The following is a 19,315-nucleotide window of genomic DNA, read 5'->3' as shown; positions in this document are numbered from 1 at the left end:
ACCCCCCGTCATCCTACGATTCACCTCAGGAGCCCCCGAGTGAGCAAGCGCACCTTCCAGCCGAACAACCGTCGTCGCGCGAAGACCCACGGCTTCCGGCTGCGTATGCGTACCCGCGCCGGCCGCGCCATCCTGGCCGCCCGCCGTGGCAAGGGCCGCGCCAGCCTGTCCGCCTGATCCGCGCCAGAGTCTGTTGTGCTGCCCTCCGAGAATCGGCTGCGGCGGCGCCAGGACTTCGCGACCGCGGTGAAACGCGGTCGCCGGGCCGGCCGGCCCCTTCTGGTCGTCCATCTCAGCAGAGACGGTGACCCGCAGGGGCAGACCGACGGGACCAGCGACTTCCGCCCGCACGTCGCCGAGGGGACTCCTTCGGCGCGTGCGGGTTTCGTCGTGAGCAAGGCCGTTGGCCCGGCGGTCGTCCGCAACCTGGTCAAGCGCCGGTTGCGCCACCTCGTTCGTGATCGTCTGTCCAGGCTGCCCGCCGGTAGCCTGATAGTGGTGCGTGCGCTGCCCCAGGCCGCGACCGCCTCGTACCAGGACCTCGAACGTGACCTGGACGCGGCACTGAAACGGTTGCTGAGGACGGAGCCCGCCGCCACGGCGCCGACGGGAGCAGGGCGATGAAGTACCTGCTGATGGGCCTGATCAGGGTCTACCAGTGGACGATCAGCCCACTGCTCGGTCCGGTCTGCCGTTATTACCCCTCCTGCTCGCACTACGGCTACGAGGCCGTGAAGGTGCACGGGGCGGTCAAGGGCGGCGGACTGACCGCGTGGCGAATCCTGCGCTGCAATCCGTGGACGCCCGGCGGGGTCGATCACGTCCCGCCGCGCAAGCATCCGGTATGGCACCGGCGGTTGCGAGACTGGCTGAAGAGCCGGTCCGCCACCGGAGACCCGGTGACCGCCACTTCCGCCGGTCCGGACCCCGAGGGCCCGGCGACCATTGGCCCCGTGCGGCCGATCCACCTGTCCAAGGAGCCTGACCGGTGACCTTCTCCTTCCTGAATCCCCTGTACACAGCGGTGTCCTGGATCATCGTCCAGTTCCACTCGCTGTACAGCAACATCTTCGACCCGGACGGTGGCTGGGCCTGGGGTCTCGCCATCGCCTCGATGGTGGTCGTCATCCGGATCTGCCTGATCCCGCTCTTCGTGAAGCAGATCAAGGCGACCCGGGCCATGCAGGCGATCCAGCCGAAGATGAAGGCCATCCAGGAGCGCTACAAGAACGACCGGCAGCGCCAGTCCGAAGAGATGATGAAGCTGTACAAGGAGGCGGGCACCAACCCGTTCTCCAGCTGCCTTCCCATCCTCGTGCAGGCGCCGTTCTTCACCGCCCTCTACGGCGTGCTCGCCAAGGTCGCCAAGGGCGAGGACATCGGCGTCATCCACGGCGACCTGCTGGTGAGCGCCGGCAAGGCGCACATCTTCGGTGCCCCGCTCTCCGCGACCTTCGTCGGCAGCCCCGAGACCAGCGTCAAGATCGTCACCGCGGTGATGATCATCCTGATGTCGCTGTCGCAGTTCATCACCCAGCGCCAGCTGATGACCAAGAACGTCGACCTCACGGTGAAGACGCCGTTCATGCAGCAGCAGAAGATGCTGATGTACGTCTTCCCGATCATGTTCGCCGTGATGGGCATCAACTTCCCGGTCGGTGTCCTGGTCTACTGGCTGACCACCAACGTCTGGTCGATGGGCCAGCAGCTGATCGTCATCCACAACAACCCGACCCCGGGCAGCAAGGCCTTCGAGGAGCGGCAGGCCCGCCTGAAGAAGGCCGGTCGGCTGCGTCCGGACGGTACGGAGATCAAGGGCGCGCTCTGGGGCATGCTGCCCCCGTCCAAGACGGCCGTCAGCGAGGCTGCCAGCGCCGCCGCGGTGGTCGAGGAGTCGGTGCAGACGCGCCGCCAGCAGCCCCGTCGGCAGAGCAAGTCGCAGCGTCAGCAGGGCGGTGCCGGTCAGCCGACCGAGCTGAGCAAGGACGGGGCCCCGGCCGAGGAGCCCGCCGACACCGCTCCGGCCGACTCCGCCCCCGCCGAGTCCACGGGCCGGCCGGCCGCCAAGCAGGCCGCGGCCAAGCCCGCCGCCACCCGCCAGGGCACCAGGCAGCAGCCGAAGCGCGGTGGCCAGCGGCCGAAGAAGAAGTCCTGACCGGTCCCGAGCCCGTTGTGACAGCCGCGAAGAGCTTCGTCCCCGGCCCGACAGACGGGCCCATCTCCGAAGGAGTCCATCAGTGACGGAAGGCACCACCTCCGCCGTCGAGGCCGAGGTCGCCGCCAGCGCCGACGAGAGCCTCATCTCCCGCCTGGAGCAGGAGGGCGACATCGCGGCGGACTACCTGGAGGGTCTGCTCGACATCGCGGACCTCGACGGTGACATCGACATGGACGTCGAGGGCGACCGTGCCCTGGTCTCCATCGTCAGTGACGGCAACGACCGCGCGCTCCAGCGCCTGGTCGGCCAGGACGGCGAGGTGCTGGAGGCGCTCCAGGAGCTGACCCGGTTGGCTGTCCACCGGGAGACCGGCGAGCGCAGCCGCCTCATGCTGGACATTGCCGGCTTCCGGGCCCGCAAGCGCGAGGAACTGGCGGTGCTCGGTGCCAAGGCCGCCGAGCAGGCCAGGAGCACCGGCGAGCAGGTCAAGCTGCGGCCGATGACGCCCTTCGAGCGCAAGGTGGTCCACGACGCGGTCGCCGCGGCCGGTCTGCGCAGCGAGTCCGAGGGCGAAGAGCCCCAGCGGTTCGTGGTCGTGCTGCCGGTCTGAGGCCGACAGGCCGACGACCGGTCGCCGCGGCGGCCGGAGAGCTTCACCGGACGCGACCCCGTCCGCCTCGTGCGGGCGGGGTCGTCGTCCCTTCTGGGTTGTTTCACGTGAAACAGTGCGTTGAGCGGGTCGGTGGATCCGGGGATCGGAGAGGTCGAGATGGACACGGAGAACGCGGCTGCCGGCCGGCCGGGGGCGGACGTGGACCCGGCCGCTGAGGGGCGGGCCGGCGAGCTGGGGCAGCTGCCCGAGGCGCCGGCGGTCGCCCGGGAGGTCTTCGGGGAGCGCTACGACGCAGCGGTCCGCTACACGGAGCTGCTGGCCTCGGCGGGCGTGCAGCGCGGGCTGATCGGGCCCCGCGAGGTGCCCCGGCTCTGGGACCGCCACGTGCTGAACTGCGCGGTGCTGGCCGAGCTGCTGCCCGCCGGGACCACCCTGTGCGACGTCGGCTCCGGGGCCGGCCTGCCGGGCATCCCGGTGGCGCTGGCCCGTCCGGACGTCTCGGTGACGCTGCTGGAGCCGCTGCTGCGCCGGACCACCTTCCTGGAGGAGGTCGTCCGGGAGCTGGGGCTGGACAACGTCACGGTGCTGCGCGGCCGCGCCGAGGAGATGGTCGGCAAGCTCGCGGTGGACGTGGTGACCGCCCGGGCGGTGGCGCCGCTGGACCGGTTGGCGGGCTGGGGCATGCCGCTGCTGCGCCCGCACGGGCAGATGCTGGCGCTCAAGGGGGACAGCGCCGAGCAGGAGCTGGCCGACTCGCGGGCCGGACTGACCAAGCTGGGCGCGGTCGAGTGGACCGTCATCGCCGTCGGCGAGGGCACCCTGGAGACCTCGACCCGGGTGGTCCAGGTGAAGGCGGGGGAGAGCCCCGGCGGGGTGAAGGCGGCCACCCGGCGCGCCAAGGCGGCCCGGGCGGGCCGCAACGCGACCGTCCGCAACGGCGAGCGCGGCCGGGGCGGGCGGCGCCGTAGCCGCTGATCCCGGGTGACACCGGATACCTGACGACGACGGGCGGACGGGCCTCCTGAACGGGAGGAGCGTCCGCCCGCTGTCGTTCAGGTGACGGCCGGGCCGACGGGGGGACACCGGAGTGTCGCAACGTCAGATTTCCGACATAGCGGGCATGGTGTTTCACGTGAAACGTCGCTCATTGCTCCCGGGCATCCTCCGCCGCGACCGGGCGGTGACTGTTGCCGCTCCGGTTTCACGTGAAACACTGACCCCCATGCAGGACTCGGAGACCGTCGACCAGATCGACGACACGCCCATCGCACGGGCTGCCCAGGCCGCGGTCCGGGCGATCGGCCGAGCGGGTGAGGGACTGCCCCGGCCGGCCGCCGCCCGGGTGATCGTGGTCGCCAACCAGAAGGGTGGGGTCGGCAAGACCACCACCACCGTCAACATGGCCGCCTCGCTCGCCATGCACGGCCTGCGCGTCCTGGTCGTCGACCTCGACCCCCAGGGCAACGCCTCCACCGCGCTCGGCATCGACCACCACGCCGAGGTGCCGTCCGTCTACGACGTCCTGGTGGAGGGCAAGCCGCTGGCCGACGTGGTGCAGCCGGTGCGCGACGTCGAGGGGCTGTTCTGCGTCCCCGCCACCATCGACCTGGCCGGCGCCGAGATCGAGCTGGTCTCCCTGGTGGCCCGGGAGAGCCGGCTCCAGCGCGCCATCGCCGCCTACGAGCAGCCGCTCGACTACATCCTGATCGACTGTCCGCCCTCGCTGGGCCTGCTGACGGTCAACGCCCTGGTCGCCGGCCGGGAGGTGCTGATCCCGATCCAGTGCGAGTACTACGCGCTGGAGGGCCTCGGCCAGCTGCTGCGCAACGTCGAGCTGGTGCGCGCGCACCTCAACCCCGAGCTGCACGTGTCGACCATCCTGCTCACCATGTACGACGCCCGGACCAGGCTGGCCGCCCAGGTCGCCGAGGAGGTCCGGACCCACTTCCAGCAAGAGGTGCTGAGCACGGCGATCCCGCGCTCGGTGCGCATCTCGGAGGCGCCCAGTTACGGGCAGACGGTGCTCACCTACGACCCGGGTTCGACCGGGGCGCTCTCCTACCTGGAGGCCGCCCGCGAGCTCGCGCTGCGCGCGGTGGGCCAGAACGGATCGCTGGTGGGTCAGCAGCGGGACGGCCAGCAGGGGCACGGCGCCCAGGCGGCACAGCACGGCACGACGGAGGGTCATCAGTGAGTGGTCGCAGGGGTCTGGGGAAGGGGCTCGGGGCACTGCTCCCGTCGGCCCCGCCGACGGTCGGCGGGGCGGCGGCGCAGCCCGCGACGGCCGCGCCCGCACCGGCCTCGGTGGTGACGACCGGCGCGGTCTCGCCGACCGCGGTACCGGTGCTGCCGAACGGACGGGGGACGGTCGCCGCCCGGGCGTCCCGCGCGGCCGAGGCGGTCGAGGGCACCGGTGCGCGGTTCGCGGAACTGCCGCTGGACGCGATCACGCCCAACCCGCGCCAGCCGCGTGAGGTCTTCGACGAGGACAAGCTGGCCGAGCTGGTCACCTCCATCAAGGAGGTCGGTCTGCTCCAGCCGATCGTGGTGCGCCAGGTCGGCATCGACAGCTTCGAGCTGATCATGGGTGAGCGCCGCTGGCGCGCCTCCCGGGAGGCCGGGCTGGAGCGGATCCCGGCGATCGTCCGGGCCACCGAGGACGACAAGCTGCTGCTGGACGCCCTCCTGGAGAACCTGCACCGCGCCGCGCTGAACCCGCTGGAGGAGGCGGCCGCCTACGACCAGCTGCTGCGCGACTTCTCCTGCACCCACGAGGAGCTGGCCGACCGGATCGGCCGCTCGCGCGAGTACGTCTCCAACACCCTGCGGCTGATGAAGCTCACGCCGTCCGTCCAGCGCCGGCTGGTGGCCGGAACGCTGATGGCCGGCCACGCGCGGGCGCTGCTCGGGGTGCCGGACGCCGACGAGCAGGAGCGGCTTGCCAAGCGGATCATCGCGGAGGGTCTCACGGTGCGCAACATCGAGGAGATCGTCAAGGTGATGAAGCTGGAGGAGAAGCCCAGGCGCCAGGCGCCCAAGGCGGGCAAGCTGAACTCCCCGGCCTTCACCGACCTGGCGAGCCGGCTGTCCGACCGCTTCGACACCCGGGTCAAGGTCGAGGTGTCGCAGCGCGGCGGCAAGCTGGGCAAGGGCAAGGTGGTGCTGGAGTTCGGTTCGGTGGAGGACCTGAACCGGATCCTGGACAGCATGGCGCCCGGCGAGGACGGTCTGCGGCTGTCGCAGGGCTGAGCCGGACCGGCGCGGCCGAGGGCGACGACCCAAGGGTGCGTGTTCCACGTGAGCGCTGTTTCACGTGAAACATGCACCCTTCGGCGTTCGTGGGGGAATGCTCGACCGTGAGAGGGAGGAGGAGGTGCGGCCATGGGACGGCGGATCGCTCCGCTGACGCTGGACAACCTCGGGGACCTGCCGACCGGCTGTCGTTCCTGCGTGTTCTGGGAGCTGGACCCGGTGAGCGCGAAGGAGGCGGTGGAGTCGGGCAAGCCGGAGCTGGAGAAGGAGGGGTGGATCTCCACGGTGCTGCTGGAGTGGGGCTCCTGCGGCCGGATCGTCTACGTGGACGACCGGCCCGCCGGGTTCGTGCTGTACGCACCGCCCGCCTACGTCCCCCGCTCACAGTCCTTCCCGACCAGCCCGGTCTCGCCGGACGCCGTCCAGCTGATGGTCAGCCGGGTGCTGCCGGGCTACCAGCGCCAGGGACTCGGCCGGGTGCTGGTGCAGACCGTGGCCAAGGACCTGATCGGGCGCGGGGTGCGGGCGATCGAGGCCTTCGGCTCGGCCGGGCGGGTGCCGACCGGCTGCGTGCTGCCGGCCGACCACCTGCTCGCGGTCGGCTTCAAGACCGTCCGGCCGCACCCGCGCTATCCGCGGCTGCGGCTGGAGGCCAGGACCACGCTCTCCTGGCGGGGCGACGTGGAGGGGGCGCTGGAGCGGCTGCTGGGCGGCGGGCGCAAGGAGCCGGCGCTGCGGCCCTTCTAGGAGCCGACGGAACGACGACGGCGGCGGGGCTCCCCCTCGATGGGGAGCCCCGCCGCCGTGTGGTCGACGTCCGGAGCGCCTAGATGAACTCGGCCAGCTCGCGCAGCAGCGCGGCCTTCGGACGGGCACCGGTGATGGACTTCACCGGCTCGCCGTCCTTGTAGACGATCAGGGTCGGGATCGAGATGACGTTGTACTGCGCGGCGGTCTGCTGGTTGGCGTCCACGTCGAGCTTGGCGATGGTGATCTTGTCGCCGTGCTCGGCCGCGATGTCCTCCAGGACCGGGGCGACCTGGCGGCACGGGCCGCACCAGGTGGCCCAGAAGTCGACCAGTACGGGCTTCTCGCTCTTCAGGACGTCGTTCTCGAACGTCGCGTCGGTGACGGTGGTGGTGGCGCCGGCCACGGGAACTCCTCGGGATCGGACGGAGGGGGCTGCTGCCAGGAGAACAACGGATGGGCCCGTTCTGTTTCTGCCCGGCCGGGGCGGGGGTGTTTCACGTGGAACACCCCCGCGGGGTGGAGCGGGGAGGGGGCTCAGACCGCGACGGCGGCGGCCTTGGCCTCCAGGTCGTCGAGCGAGGCCAGGTAGCGCTCGGCGTCCAGGGCGGAGGAGCAGCCGGTGCCGGCGGCGGTGATGGCCTGGCGGTAGGTGTGGTCCACGACGTCGCCGGCGCCGAACACGCCGGGGATGTTGGTGCGGGTCGAGGGGGCCTCGACCTTGAGGTAGCCCTCGGCGTCCAGGTCCAGCTGGCCCTTGAAGAGCTCGGTGCGCGGGTCGTGGCCGATCGCGATGAACAGGCCGGTGACGGCCAGCTCGCGGGTCTCGCCGGTGGTGGTGTCGCGCAGGGTGACGCCGCTCAGCTTCGGGTCGCCGTGGATGGCCTCGACCGCGCTGTCCCACTCGAAGCGGATCTTCGGGTCGGCGAAGGCGCGCTCCTGCATCGCCTTGGAGGCGCGCAGGGTGTCCCGGCGGTGGATGATCGTGACGCTCTTGGCGAAGCGGGAGAGGAAGGTCGCCTCCTCCAGGGCGGTGTCGCCGCCGCCGACCACCGCGATGTCCTGGTCGCGGAAGAAGAAGCCGTCGCAGGTGGCGCACCAGGAGACGCCGCGGCCGGAGAGCTTGTCCTCGTTCGGCAGGCCGAGCTTGCGGTGCTGGGAGCCGGTGGTGACGATCACGGCGCGCGCCTTGTGCACGTTGCCCTCGGAGTCGGTGACGGTCTTGATGTCACCGGTGAGGTCGACCGCGACGATGTCGTCGGGGATCAGCTCGGCGCCGAAGCGCTCGGCCTGGGCCCGCATGTTGTCCATCAGCTCGGGGCCCATGATGCCGTCCCGGAAGCCCGGGAAGTTCTCGACCTCGGTGGTGTTCATCAGCGCACCACCGGCGGTGACGGCCCCCTCGAAGACCAGCGGCTTGAGGGAGGCACGGGCCGTGTAGAGCGCTGCCGTGTAGCCGGCGGGGCCGGAACCGATGATGATCACGTTACGGACGTCGCTCACTGCTTCTCCTGGTTCGCATCGCGACCCGCGTTTGCTGCGGGGAGGGCGGTCCTGCTCCGCCGCCCGGGACAACGACTGACCAGTGTCTCGCATTCCCAGGCGGATCAGTACCAGGCGCCCGAACTCCGGAAGCGGCGTGCCGCCGTCGGCGTGGATCGCATGGGAACCGTCGGTCAGTGGCTGGGAACGGCCTGGTGGAGGAGGACCGGACCGCAGCCGGGGGAGCGCAGGTAGACGTCGACGAGACCGGGCCGGCCGGGCAGCGGGTAGACCAGGACGTCGACCGGCGCGCCGTGGTAGCCGCCCCGGTCGGTGGCCAGCGGCGTGCCGGGGGCGGGGGCCGGGCAGTCCGATCCGGTCGGGGAGGGGGACTCGGGCTCCGGCCGGGCGCCGTCGGCGGGCAGGGCGCCCTCGGCCGTGGCGGGCCCGGTGGCCCACAGCCCGGGGGTGTTCTCCGAGCGGGCCAGCAACTGCTGGACCTGGGCCGCGAGCGCGTCCTCGCGGTAGTCGGTGCCGGCGACGGCGGTGTGCGGGGCGCGGGCGTCGTGGCTGTCGGAGGTGGTGGTCGGGGCACCGCCCGCGCTGGCCGTCACGGCGCCGGACCGGTCGTCGGGGTGCTTCAGCAGCAGTCCGCCGAGCCCGAGCGCGGCCAGGGCGGCGGCGGTGCCGAGCAGCAGGGCGAACCGCCGTCGGCGGGCGCGGGCGCGGGCGCGGCCGGGACCGGTCGCGGAGCCGGACCGGCCGGCGGGCCGGTCACCGACGCGGTCGGCGGGGCGGGAGGGGACGGCGGAGGGCGGCGTGGCGGGTGCCGTGGCGGCGGCTGCTGGCCGGGCCGGGGCCTCGGGCCGTCGGTCGGCCGCGGCGGCGGCCTCCTGCGCCCGCTCGGCGGCCTCGGCCAGCGCGGCGTCCAGTCGGGCGGCGACGTCGGCCGGCATCGGCGGCGTCTCGACGTCGCCGAGCAGCGCCTGGACCTCGGCGAGCGCGTCGACCGTCTCCCGGCACTCGGCGCAGCCGTCCAGGTGCCGCCGCAGTACCCCGGCGGTCTCCGGGGAGTCGACCAGCCCCTCGGCGAGGTCGGCCAGGCGCTCGACCGGCGGGTGGTCGTCGGCGGGGTCGGGGAAGGAGGGGTGGGCGTTCATCGGGTGCTCGCGTCTCCTTCCAGGACCGTCCGACCGGTGCTCGTCCCTGTGACGGGGCCGGGGCGCTTCGGGTTCCCCGCGGCGTTCCGGCGTGGCGGGACCGCGCCGGGGGCGGGTGGTGTTTCACGTGGAACACCCGGCTCGCGCAGGTGGCGGACCAGCGGGAGGAGCCGGGCCCGGCCGCGTGCGCAGCGGCTCTTCACGGTGCCCACCGGGACGCCCAGCAGCTCGGCGGCCTCGGCCACCGGGTAGCCCTGCATGTCGACCAGCACCAGCGCGGCCCGCTGCTCGGCGGGCAGTTCGGCGAGCGCGGCGGTCACCTCGCGGTGCAGCTCGGCCCGGACCACCGGGGAGTCGGCCGGCTCGGCGGTGCCGACCAGGGTGTCCAGCCGCTGCGGGTCCTCGTCGAGCGGGGCGGTGCGGCGGGTGGCGGTGCGCCGGGCGCGGTCCAGGCAGGCGTTGACCACGATCCGGTGCAGCCAGGTGGTGACCGCGGAGCGGCCCTGGAAGCCGGCGGCGGCGCGGAAGGCGGAGACCAGGGCGTCCTGGAGGGCGTCGGCGGCCTCCTCGCGGTCGCCCAGGGTGCGCAGGGCGACCGCCCAGAGCCGGTCGCGGTGGCGGTCCACCAGCAGGCCGAAGGCCTCCGGGTCACCCGCGACGTGCCGGGCGAGCAGCGCCGCGTCGTCGTCCGTTCCTGTCACCCCTCGACCCCTCGCCGTCGTGCCGGGTCCGCCGGTGCCGGTCAGCCGGAGACCTTGACCTCCGCGACCTGGCCGACGTAGTGGCCGACGTTATCCTTCGGCAGGGCGGTGAGCCAGATCAAGAGGTAGCGCGTGGTGACCGGGGCGTCGAGGGCGTACTCGACGTTGGTCCCGGTCTGCTTGCCGACCACGGTGAAGCCCTCCGGCCGGGCCTGCGACGGGTTGGCGGCGGCGGCCGCGGTGGGCACCCGCAGTTCCGCGGTGTGCTCGCCGACGAACTGGACGGCCACCGAGGAGACCGTCTGCGACGAGCCGAGGTCGATGATCAGGCCGGTGCCCGACTTGAGGGCGGGCGGCTTGGTACCGAACTGGTCGTTGTACCACTGGGTGTTCCAGGTGGTGCTCGGGTCGTTGTCGACGGCCTTCGCGGCGTTCCCGTCGGACCCCTCGCCCAGCGGGTTGTACGACTGGGCGCCCTTGATCGTGATCGGCGCCGGGTTGTGGGTGCTGGCCTGCGGGCTGGGCGTGCTGCTGCTGCTGACCGACGGGAGCGGTGACGCGGTGGCCGACCCGGTGTGGCGCAGGCTGTCGACGAACTGCCAGGAGGCGACGCCGATGGCGCCCAGGGCGACCGTCCAGGCGGTGGCCTTGACCACCCGGCGCAGCCGCCGCCGGGCGCGCCGGGAGGAGGTCGGGCGGGACGAGGCGGGCAGCGGGGCGACGCTGGTGTCGGCCACCCGGGCCGGGTTGGGCGCGGTGGGCAGCGCGTGGGTGTTGTGCCGGGGCGGGGTCGGGAAGGCGGGCAGCTCCGGCTCGGGCTGGCGGATCCGGGGCATCCGGGCGATCACCCGGACCAGCTCCTCCGGCGTGGTGATCGGCTCGGCGTGGTGCGGCGGCTGGTCGAACAGGGCCCGTGCGGCGAGTTCGGACAGGCCCTTGTGGACGCCGGCGCGGACCTGGTCCGGCGCGGCGTTCTGGAGGCCCTTGGGCAGGCCCTGGAGGTCGTAGCGGTCCTCCGGGTACGGCCAGCGGTGGGTGAGCGCGGCGAACAGCAGTGCGCCGATCGCGCGGGTGTCGGCCCGCTGGGCGTCCTCGGCGTCCTCGGCGGGCAGCCCGCGCAGGGCGGCGTCCACCGCGATGCCGTTGATCCGGTACTGGCCGCTGTCGGTGCGCAGCACGCAGCGCGGGGTGAGCCGCAGGTGGGCCTGGCCGCGCCGGTGGGCGGCCGCGACGGCGTCGGCGACCTGGCGGGCCATCTGGTACGCCTCGTGCGGCTCCATCGGGCCGTTCGCCAGCAGCCTGGCCAGGTCGGAGGAGTGCGGCAGCCACTCCCGCACGACGTAGACCAGCTCGCCCTCGTGGACGGCGTCCAGCACCTGGACGAAGCGCGGGTCGCCGAGCAGGGCGGCGGACTTGGCCGCGGCCAGCACCTTGCGGGCCCGCTGGTGGCCGGAGGCCATCAGGTGGACACCGACCGCCCGGCGCAGCTTCTCGTCGACGGCGCGCCAGCTGCTGAAGGTCTCGGTCTGGGAGATGCACTCCTCCAGCCGGTACCGGTGGCCGATCATGTCGCCGCTGCGGCGCTGCGGGGCGGGGAGGGTGCGCGGGAGGGTGGCGGTGTCGCGCGGGTCGACCGTGGGCTGCGGGTCGGTGGGGCGGCGCGCGGGGCGGGCGGGTTCGGGGGCGGGCTTCTTCCCGGGGGAGCCGGCGGCCAGCTCGGCGCGGAGCTCCTGGACGGAGAGCGGGGCGGTGATCTCCGAGGTCTCCTCGCCGCCGGCGGACCCCTGGCCCGTGTCCGGGGCGCCGTCCTCCTCCTCGTCCGCCTCGGTGCGCCCGGGGGCGGTGGCGTCCTCGCGGGCGTCCGCGGGGGTGCTCCCGGCGGCGTCCTCCGAGCCCGCGAGCTCGTCGATCGCCGCGGCCAGCGCGGCCTCGTCCGTCGCCGCGTCAGCTGCTGACGTGTCGACGACCGCCTTGGTGCCATCAGCCACCGTGGTCCTGCCTCCCCTTGTGTCGCCCCGGCCTGAGAGAGTCGCTGGAGCCGTAGGGTCGGCGGCCCTGTGCTCCAGGACAATTGTGCCCACTCTTCTCCACCGGGTACGACCGCTGAGGCGCCCGCTCGGTTGCATACGGGTGGAGAGATGTGGTGCAGATCCGACACCGGGTCGCCATCCGGCGGTCGGGCGGACCCGAACCGACCGGTGCTCCAGCACTCGGCCGGACGAGCGGAGGAGCGCCGCGCTCCGGTTGACGCCCGGTCAGGGCGCCCGCTCGTCCGGCCGGTGGTCGGACGGTCAGCGGCCCAGTCGGCCGCGGACCATGCCCAGCATGGAGTTGAGCTCCTCGATCCGCAGGCGCTTCGCGACCAGCACGAAGACCGCCAGCTGGAGGCCGCCGGCCACGACCAGGGCGAGGACGTTCCCCGCCCAGCCGCCGAGCACCTGCTGGACGCCCAGGCTGGCGCCGAGGCCGACCAGGGCGGCCGGGACGCAGGCGGCGGCCAGTCGGCTGTACGTCCGGCCGATCCGCTTGGTGTCCAGCCCGCCGATCCGCTTCTTCAGCTTCGGCATCGCGACCATCACCCCGATGGCGTAGGCCAGGCCGTAGCCGAAGGCGATGCCGGTCACCGTCCACTCGGCGGGCAGCACCAGCCAGCACAGCAGCGCGAAGCCCGCCTGGCAGGCCGCGACCCAGACGGTGTTGGAGAACGGCGTGCGGGTGTCCTCGTAGGCGTAGAAGCCGCGGAGCATCACGTACTGGGCGGAGTACGGGATCAGGCCCAGCGCGAACGCGGAGAGCATCAGACCGATGTTGGTGGCGTCGTTCAGGACGGTGTCGTTGCCGCCGACCGCGTAGATCGACCGGCCGACCACCGGGCCGAGCGACAGGAACAGGAAGGCCGCCGGGACGACCGCCACCGCGGTGGTGCGCAGCCCGTGGGAGATGTCGTCGCGCACCGCGCCGGCGTCCTCGTCGGCCGCCGCCCGGGAGAGCCGGGGGAGCACCGCGCTCATGATCGAGACGGTGATCACGGCCTGCGGCAGCTGCCAGATCAGCAGCGCGTTGGAGAACGCGGCCAGGCCGACGCCGCCGTGGCCGGACGCCGACGCGGCGTCGCCCGCCTTGGTGGACAGCTGGGTGATCACCAGGTAGCCGGCCTGGTTGGCGAGCACGAAGAAGAACGTCCACTTGGCCAGCCGGGCGGCCTTGCCCAGGCCGTGTCCGCGCCAGTCGAAGCGGGGCCGGAAGCGGAACTCGGCGGCCCGCAGGTACGGGATCATCGCCAGCGACTGGACGACCAGCCCGATCAGGGTGCCGAGGCCGAGCAGCCGCACGCCCTCGGGGGAGATGCCCTCCGGGGTGACGTGGGTGGTGCCGAACCCGCCGTAGACCCAGATGTAGGCGGAGAAGGTGAAGATCACCACGATGTTGTTCAGGACCGGGGTCCACATCATCGCGCCGAAGCGGCCGCGGGCGTTGAGGATCTGGCCCATCACCACGTGGATGCCCATGAAGAAGATGGTCGGCAGGCAGTAGCGCGCCATCGCCACCGTGGTCTCGGCGCGCTCCGGGTTGGCCATCATCGGGTGGGCGATCAGCTGCACCAGCACGGGTGCGCCGAGCACGGCCAGGAAGACCACGCCGCCGAGCCCGACCATCACCAGGGTGAGCAGCCGGTTGGCGTACGCGGTGCCGCCGTCCTCGTCGTTCTTCATGCTGCGCACCAGCTGCGGCACGAAGACGGCGTTCAGCGCGCCGCCGCCGATCAGGATGTACAGCAGGGTCGGCAGGGTGTTCGCCGCGTTGTACGAGTCGCCCATCACGCCGACGCCGATGGCCGCGGTGATCACCATGGTCCGGACGAAGCCGGTGCCGCGGGAGACCAGCGTGCCGGCCGCCATGATCGCGCTGGAGTTCAGCAGGCTGGAGACCTTGCCGCCGCCGGCCGACTTGGCCGGCCCGGGCGCCTGCCCGGCCGCCCGCTCCTCGGCGGCGACGTCCGCGAGCGGCTCGACCGCCGGGGGCACCGCGACGGCGGCCACCTGCAGGGTGGCCTCCTCCTCGGAGAGCGGCGGGTCGAACTCGATCGGCGGCACGAAGTGGTGCTGCCCGCCCGGAGCGCCGCCGTGCTGCGGCTGCCCCGGGTAGCCGCCCGCCGCCGGGTACGGCGCGGGGCCGGCCCCAGGGGCGGCCGGCGGGCCCGGCTGGGGGGCCGGGGCGGGCGGCGGGACCGGCGGCTGGGCCGCGGCCTGCGCCGGAGCGCCGCCGAACAGCGCGTCCACCCCCACGTACTCGGTGGTCTCGGTGTCCCAGGCGGAGTGCGCCGGGCCCGGCTCCCACTGCGGCCGGGGCTGCTCGACGCCGCCCCAGTGGCCCCCGGCGGCCTGCGCGGGGGCCTGGCCCTGCGGCCAGGCGGCCGGCGCCGGGGCGTCCCAGCCGGGCTGCACCGGCGGCACCGGCGCGGCGAACTGCTCCGGGAACCGCTCCGGGGCCTGGTACGGGGCCGGCGGCACCGGCGTGGGGTAGCCGCCGCCCTGCGGCGGCAGCTGCGGCGGCACGTCGTACGCGGCGGCCGGCGGCTGGGGCGCGGCGGGCCGAGCGGCCCGCAGACCGTACGGGTCCTGGCCGTCCTGCGGGTGCCCGTACGCGTCCGCCGCGTACGGGTCCTGGGCGTAGGTGTCGGCCACGTACCAGTCGCCGGACGGCGACTCGGCACCCGGCCGGCTCTCACCGCGGCCCGGCGGCCGCTCCTCGCTGCGCCCGGTCATGTCACCTCTTCGCTGTCGTGGGGGAGACCGGCCCGGCGGTGCTGGGGGTCGGCGGTGTCAAGGACCAACCTTCTCATCACTGGCGGCCCGATCCCGGCCATCCGGGCTGCTGCCGCGCGGTGTCTGCGCGGGACCGCCACCAGCGGTGTCGTCCGTCCCGCCGGTCCCGTCCGGTGCCGGGGCCCCGGCGGGATCCGCGGCGGACTCCTGCGCGGCGCCCCCCTCGGCACCGTCCGCCGCGGGCCGCGGAGCGCTCCCCGCCGCTCCGCCGTCGCCCGCCGCCGGGCCGTCGCCGACCGGCTGGTCGCCGTCCTCGTGCGGCTGCCCGCCGCGGCGCTTGCGCTGGCGCACGAAGCGCAGCGCGGCCAGCAGCAGCAGGAGGCCGGCGCCCGCGAAGACGTACAGCACGCCGTTGGTCACCGAGGTGACCTCCACCCGGAACTTCTGCGGCTCGCCGTACGGCCTGGAGTCGGGGCCGGTGGTCCACAGCTGGGCGGTCATCGCGACCGGCCCGTTGTTGTGCGCCTCGGCGTTGAAGCGGAGGGTCACGCTCTGCGAGGCCGGGAGGACCAGCTCCTCCTCCTTGCTCACCCGCAGCCTGTTCGGCTGGGCCGAGGTGAGCACCAGCTTCAGGTTGGTGACCGTCTGGGTCAGGTCGTTGCGCACGCTGACCTGGAGCAGACCGGTGTTGCCGGCCAGCGTGACCCTGTTCTTCTTCGGCACCTGGACGGCGTTGGTCAGTTCCTTCAGGTACCCCGTGACACCGGCGCGGTAGGCGCTCCCGGCCGGCGGCCGGCTGCGCCACTCGGTGGACAGCGAGCGGACCATCGCGGCGCTGAACGGGCCGCGCACCCGCTGCGGCAGGGTGAGCACCCGCATCAGGGTGTCCAGGTCGTGCTGGATGTCGTCGGTGCGGCTCAGGTCGGCCGCCGGCAGCTCCGAGGCGCGGGACTGGGTCGGGTAGTCGGTGGGCGCCGGGACGGCGGTGTTGGCCTTCGGGTCGGCCGCGGACTGCACCACCGTGTCCAGCTTGACCGAGGAGATCCACTTGCCGTCCGCCGTCTGCAGGGCGCTCGCCAGCGCCTTGGCGTTGGCGGCGCTCAGCTCCCGCGGCGGCAGCACCAGCAGCCCGCGCTGGTTCTGCGGCTGCTCGTGGGTGATCGCGAAGGTCTCGGCGAGGAAGCGCTGGGTGGCCCGGGTCTGCGCCTGGGGGCTGCTCAGGTCCTGGTAGAACAGCGCGGAGACGGTCTCGTCGGCCACCACGGCGCTCTGCCCGTTGCCGATCGGGCGGACCGCGGTCGGGGTGTAGTTGAGCGAGTCCGGCTCCGGCATGCTCCCGCCGTTGACCAGCACCAGCCCGCTGCCCGACTGCTGGGCGAGGGCCGCGATCTGCTGGTCCACGTGGCCCTGGTACGGCCAGGCGACGTCGGAGCGGGTGTCCACGGCGAGCCGGCCCTCGACGGTCAGCCGGCCGGCGGTGGCCGCCTTGCTCAGGGCGGTGGTCATCCCGGCCAGGTCGGAGCCGTTGTGCGCGATCGAGGCGAGGTCCGGGTCGGCGTACGGCAGCGCGACCACCTGGCTGCCCGGCTTGGCGACGGCGGCCCGCAGCTTGTCCAGCCAGGCGACGGCGGCGGGCGAGCCGCCCTGGACCTGGATGGTGTTGTCGTCCTTGGCGGACTTGCCCGACCCCTCGGTGCCCGGCTTCTGCACCCGGTAGGTCTTGGTCATCGCCAGCGCGGCGTCCAGCAGGTCCGGGTCGACCACCCAGGTCAGGCCGTTCAGCTTGGCGCCGGTGTCGACCAGCTCGTACAGCCGGCCGCCCGGGGCGAACTCGGTGGCCAGGCTGTCGTCGCGCAGCACCGGGACCGGCTGGTCGCTGTCGCTGCCGGCGACGGTCTGGGCGGCCAGCACCGGCGGGTGCACCAGCGGCCAGACCGTGGCGACCTTCGTCGGCTGCGCCTCGGCGGCCGGGTTGTACGGCAGGAAGGTCCGGGCGATGCCCAGGGCGCGGTCGCGCGGGTTGTCGGCCGTCCCGCCCCAGGCGTCCACCGCGAGCTCGTACGCGCCGCCGGCGGAGAGCCCGAGGTCGCTGACCGCGACGCTCAGGGTGTACGGCTGGCTCTGCCCCGGGTTCAGCTCGGGCAGGGCGTACTGCGGGCTGTCCAGCTCCACGCCGTCCTTGCTGTCCGGCGTGCCGCGGTCGGCCACGATGGCCAGGTCGTTGCGCCGGTCCAGCGGCTTGTACGGCTTGCGGACGGCCGCGTGGGCGCCCTTGACGGCCGACTTGCCGGCGTTGGTGACCTGCCCGGTGATGGTCACGATGCCGTTCGGGGTGGCCACCTGCGGGCTCAGTGTGTCGATGGTCATCACCACCGGGAACTCGGCCGTGCCGGAGGAGTCGGCGGCCGGGCGGACGTTGCCGCCGGCGGGCAGCGCACCGGCCGGGGCGGCGGTGAGGAGGGTCAGGGCGGCCGCGCATGCGGCGGCCAGGCGCAGGCCCGCGCGGCGCGCCCGATGGCGCCCCCCGGCGGGGCGCTCGGCCCGTCCAGGCTGTCGGTGCGCCCCCAGGCCCGAGTGCCGTGCCGGCTCGCTCACTCGCTTCGCCCTCGCCGTTCTCGATCGTTCGCTGCTGATGCTGTCCGTCCGGCGCGGTCCGCCCGACGCTCTTCGCTTGACCCTCTTGGAACCGTTCGTCCGGCACCGCCGCCGCCGGAGTTCCGCGGGTGGCGGCGGCACGCGGCACCGCATCCCCTGTCCGGTGCCCGAGACCCGTCCACCGGCATGGTAACGATGCGGCCCGCGGTGCAGTGTTGCGGGCTGTGGGGTGAGACGCCCAGAACGCGCGGGCGGTTGACCTGTCGGGGCACGTACCCTTGTGAGCCGTGTCCACTGCCAATGAGCCCACCGCGCGCACCGACCGTTCCAGCACCGCCGTCCAGGTCGTCCCAGGCCTGAGCGAGGCCCAGACGCTCGGCCTCCAAGAGCTGCTGCGGGTGTCACCGGTCGCCGACGAGATCGCCCGTCGGTTCCAGGCGGCCGGCCACCGGCTCGCGCTGGTCGGCGGCTCCGTCCGGGACGCGCTGCTCGGCCGGCTCGGCAACGACCTGGACTTCACCACCGACGCCCGCCCGCAGCAGGTGCTCAAGCTGGTCAAGGGCTGGGCGGACGCGGTCTGGGACGTCGGCATCGCCTTCGGCACGGTCGGCGCCCGCAAGGACACCCCCGAGGGCTCCTTCCTGATCGAGATCACCACCTACCGCTCCGAGGCGTACGACCGCACCTCGCGCAAGCCCGAGGTCAGCTACGGCGACACCATCGAGGAGGACCTGGTCCGCCGGGACTTCACGGTCAACGCGATGGCCGTCGACCTGCCCGGCCGCGGCTTCGTCGACCCGCACCACGGCCTGGACGACCTGGAGGCCCGGGTGCTGCGCACCCCCGCCACCCCCGAGGAGTCCTTCTCCGACGACCCGCTGCGGATGATGCGGGCCGCCCGCTTCGCCGCCCAGCTGGACTTCGACCCGGCGCCCGAGGTGGTCGCCGCGATGACCGCGATGGCCGAGCGGATCACCATCGTCTCCGCCGAGCGGATCCAGGCCGAGCTGAACAAGCTGCTGCTGGCCAAGCACCCGGTGAAGGGCCTGCGGCTGCTGGTCGACACCGGCCTGGGCGGGTACGTGCTGCCCGAGCTGCCCGCGCTGCGGCTGGAGCGGGACGAGCACCACCGGCACAAGGACGTCTACGAGCACTCGCTGACCGTCCTGGAGCAGGCCATCGACCTGGAGCAGGACGGCCCGGACCTCACCCTGCGGCTGGCCGCGCTGCTGCACGACATCGGCAAGCCGCGCACCCGCCGCTTCGAGCCGGACGGCCGGGTCTCCTTCCACCACCACGAGGTGGTCGGCGCCAAGATGACCCGCAAGCGGATGCGCGAGCTCAAGTACTCCAAGGAGCTCACCGAGGACGTCTCGCGCCTGGTCGAGCTGCACCTGCGCTTCCACGGCTACGGCGGCGGCGAGTGGACCGACTCCGCGGTGCGCCGCTACATCACCGACGCCGGGCCGCTGCTGGAGCGGCTGCACAAGCTGACCCGCTCGGACTGCACCACCCGCAACAAGAAGAAGGCGGCCGCGCTCTCCCGCACCTACGACGGTCTGGAGGCGCGGATCGGCGAGCTGAGGGCGCAGGAGGAGCTGGACGCCGTCCGCCCGGCGCTGGACGGCAACCAGATCATGGAGCTGCTCGGTCTCAGGCCCGGCCCGCTGGTCGGCAAGGCGTACAAGCACATGCTCGAACTCCGGCTGGAGCACGGGCCGATGGAGCACGACGAGGCGGTGGCGGCGCTGCGGGCCTGGTGGGCCGGGCAGCAGGGCTGAGCCCGGCTCCGGAGCCCTGGGGCGGGCTCCGGGGACGACGAAGGGGTGGCCCCGGCCGAG

The 19,315-nt window shown here is 73.4% G+C and carries 17 protein-coding genes; 10 read left to right on the top strand and 7 right to left on the bottom strand.

Features of this window, described 5'->3' with window-relative positions:
• The first annotated feature begins 39 nt into the window (after positions 1 to 39).
• The 9 genes from rpmH (at position 40) to ACZ5GH_RS18530 (ending at position 6,770) form a co-directional block, all read left to right on the top strand.
• Positions 40 to 177, top strand: coding sequence for a 50S ribosomal protein L34 (gene rpmH, locus ACZ5GH_RS18570; protein ID WP_030059672.1), 138 nt, complete (start codon positions 40 to 42; stop codon positions 175 to 177).
• 18 nt (positions 178 to 195) lie between these two features.
• On the top strand, positions 196 to 624 hold the full coding sequence (gene rnpA, locus ACZ5GH_RS18565; protein WP_387760621.1) for a ribonuclease P protein component: 429 nt from the start codon (positions 196 to 198) through the stop codon (positions 622 to 624).
• Positions 621 to 992 carry a membrane protein insertion efficiency factor YidD gene (gene yidD, locus ACZ5GH_RS18560; RefSeq protein WP_387760620.1) on the top strand — a complete coding sequence of 124 codons (372 nt, stop codon included), beginning with the start codon at positions 621 to 623 and terminating at the stop codon, positions 990 to 992. Before rnpA ends, yidD begins: the two co-directional genes overlap by 4 nt.
• The gene (gene yidC, locus ACZ5GH_RS18555) at positions 989 to 2,155 is read left to right on the top strand and encodes a membrane protein insertase YidC (protein WP_464334794.1); all 1,167 of its coding nucleotides are present in this window, start codon (positions 989 to 991) and stop codon (positions 2,153 to 2,155) included. The genes yidD and yidC overlap by 4 nt, the downstream gene beginning before the upstream one ends.
• Before the next feature lie 82 nt (positions 2,156 to 2,237).
• Entirely contained in the window at positions 2,238 to 2,768 is a 531-nt protein-coding gene (locus ACZ5GH_RS18550; protein ID WP_387760618.1) for a Jag family protein, read from the top strand.
• Positions 2,769 to 2,927: 159 nt separating this feature from the next.
• Positions 2,928 to 3,746 carry a 16S rRNA (guanine(527)-N(7))-methyltransferase RsmG gene (rsmG, locus tag ACZ5GH_RS18545; RefSeq protein ID WP_387760617.1) on the top strand — a complete coding sequence of 273 codons (819 nt, stop codon included), beginning with the start codon at positions 2,928 to 2,930 and terminating at the stop codon, positions 3,744 to 3,746.
• A 145-nt stretch (positions 3,747 to 3,891) separates the two neighbouring features.
• Positions 3,892 to 4,965, top strand: coding sequence for a ParA family protein (locus ACZ5GH_RS18540; protein WP_387760616.1), 1,074 nt, complete (start codon positions 3,892 to 3,894; stop codon positions 4,963 to 4,965).
• The gene (locus tag ACZ5GH_RS18535) at positions 4,962 to 6,020 is read left to right on the top strand and encodes a ParB/RepB/Spo0J family partition protein (protein WP_387760615.1); all 1,059 of its coding nucleotides are present in this window, start codon (positions 4,962 to 4,964) and stop codon (positions 6,018 to 6,020) included. The genes ACZ5GH_RS18540 and ACZ5GH_RS18535 overlap by 4 nt, the downstream gene beginning before the upstream one ends.
• Positions 6,021 to 6,152: 132 nt before the next feature.
• Positions 6,153 to 6,770, top strand: a complete 618-nt coding sequence (locus tag ACZ5GH_RS18530; RefSeq protein ID WP_464334793.1) for a GNAT family N-acetyltransferase — start codon at positions 6,153 to 6,155, stop codon at positions 6,768 to 6,770.
• Between the two features lie 79 nt (positions 6,771 to 6,849).
• On the opposite strand, the gene trxA is transcribed toward ACZ5GH_RS18530, so the two are convergent.
• The 7 genes from trxA to ACZ5GH_RS18495 form a co-directional block, all read right to left on the bottom strand.
• The gene (trxA, locus tag ACZ5GH_RS18525; protein WP_387751947.1) at positions 6,850 to 7,176 is read right to left on the bottom strand and encodes a thioredoxin; all 327 of its coding nucleotides are present in this window, start codon (positions 7,174 to 7,176) and stop codon (positions 6,850 to 6,852) included.
• Between the two features lie 131 nt (positions 7,177 to 7,307).
• Complete coding sequence (gene trxB / locus ACZ5GH_RS18520) at positions 7,308 to 8,273, bottom strand: thioredoxin-disulfide reductase (RefSeq protein WP_387751949.1); 966 nt, start codon at positions 8,271 to 8,273, stop codon at positions 7,308 to 7,310.
• Between the two features lie 173 nt (positions 8,274 to 8,446).
• Positions 8,447 to 9,412 carry a hypothetical protein gene (locus tag ACZ5GH_RS18515; protein WP_464334792.1) on the bottom strand — a complete coding sequence of 322 codons (966 nt, stop codon included), beginning with the start codon at positions 9,410 to 9,412 and terminating at the stop codon, positions 8,447 to 8,449.
• On the bottom strand, positions 9,409 to 10,113 hold the full coding sequence (gene sigM / locus ACZ5GH_RS18510; protein ID WP_464334791.1) for an RNA polymerase sigma factor SigM: 705 nt from the start codon (positions 10,111 to 10,113) through the stop codon (positions 9,409 to 9,411). The genes ACZ5GH_RS18515 and sigM overlap by 4 nt, the downstream gene beginning before the upstream one ends.
• A 41-nt stretch (positions 10,114 to 10,154) precedes the next feature.
• Positions 10,155 to 12,101 (bottom strand): protein kinase family protein, encoded by a 1,947-nt coding sequence (locus tag ACZ5GH_RS18505; protein ID WP_464334790.1) that lies wholly within the window; start codon positions 12,099 to 12,101, stop codon positions 10,155 to 10,157.
• A gap of 303 nt (positions 12,102 to 12,404) precedes the next feature.
• On the bottom strand, positions 12,405 to 14,879 hold the full coding sequence (gene murJ, locus ACZ5GH_RS18500; protein ID WP_464334789.1) for a murein biosynthesis integral membrane protein MurJ: 2,475 nt from the start codon (positions 14,877 to 14,879) through the stop codon (positions 12,405 to 12,407).
• A 57-nt stretch (positions 14,880 to 14,936) separates the two neighbouring features.
• Positions 14,937 to 17,474 (bottom strand): DUF6049 family protein, encoded by a 2,538-nt coding sequence (locus ACZ5GH_RS18495; protein ID WP_387751964.1) that lies wholly within the window; start codon positions 17,472 to 17,474, stop codon positions 14,937 to 14,939.
• A 356-nt stretch (positions 17,475 to 17,830) separates the two neighbouring features.
• Between ACZ5GH_RS18495 and ACZ5GH_RS18490 the strand changes: the two genes are divergently transcribed.
• Positions 17,831 to 19,255 carry a CCA tRNA nucleotidyltransferase gene (locus ACZ5GH_RS18490; RefSeq protein ID WP_387753155.1) on the top strand — a complete coding sequence of 475 codons (1,425 nt, stop codon included), beginning with the start codon at positions 17,831 to 17,833 and terminating at the stop codon, positions 19,253 to 19,255.
• The last annotated feature ends 60 nt before the right edge of the window (positions 19,256 to 19,315 follow it).

It is taken from the genome of Kitasatospora sp. Xyl93 (genome assembly GCF_055383135.1).
This window is presented reverse-complemented; position numbering and strand designations above follow the sequence as displayed.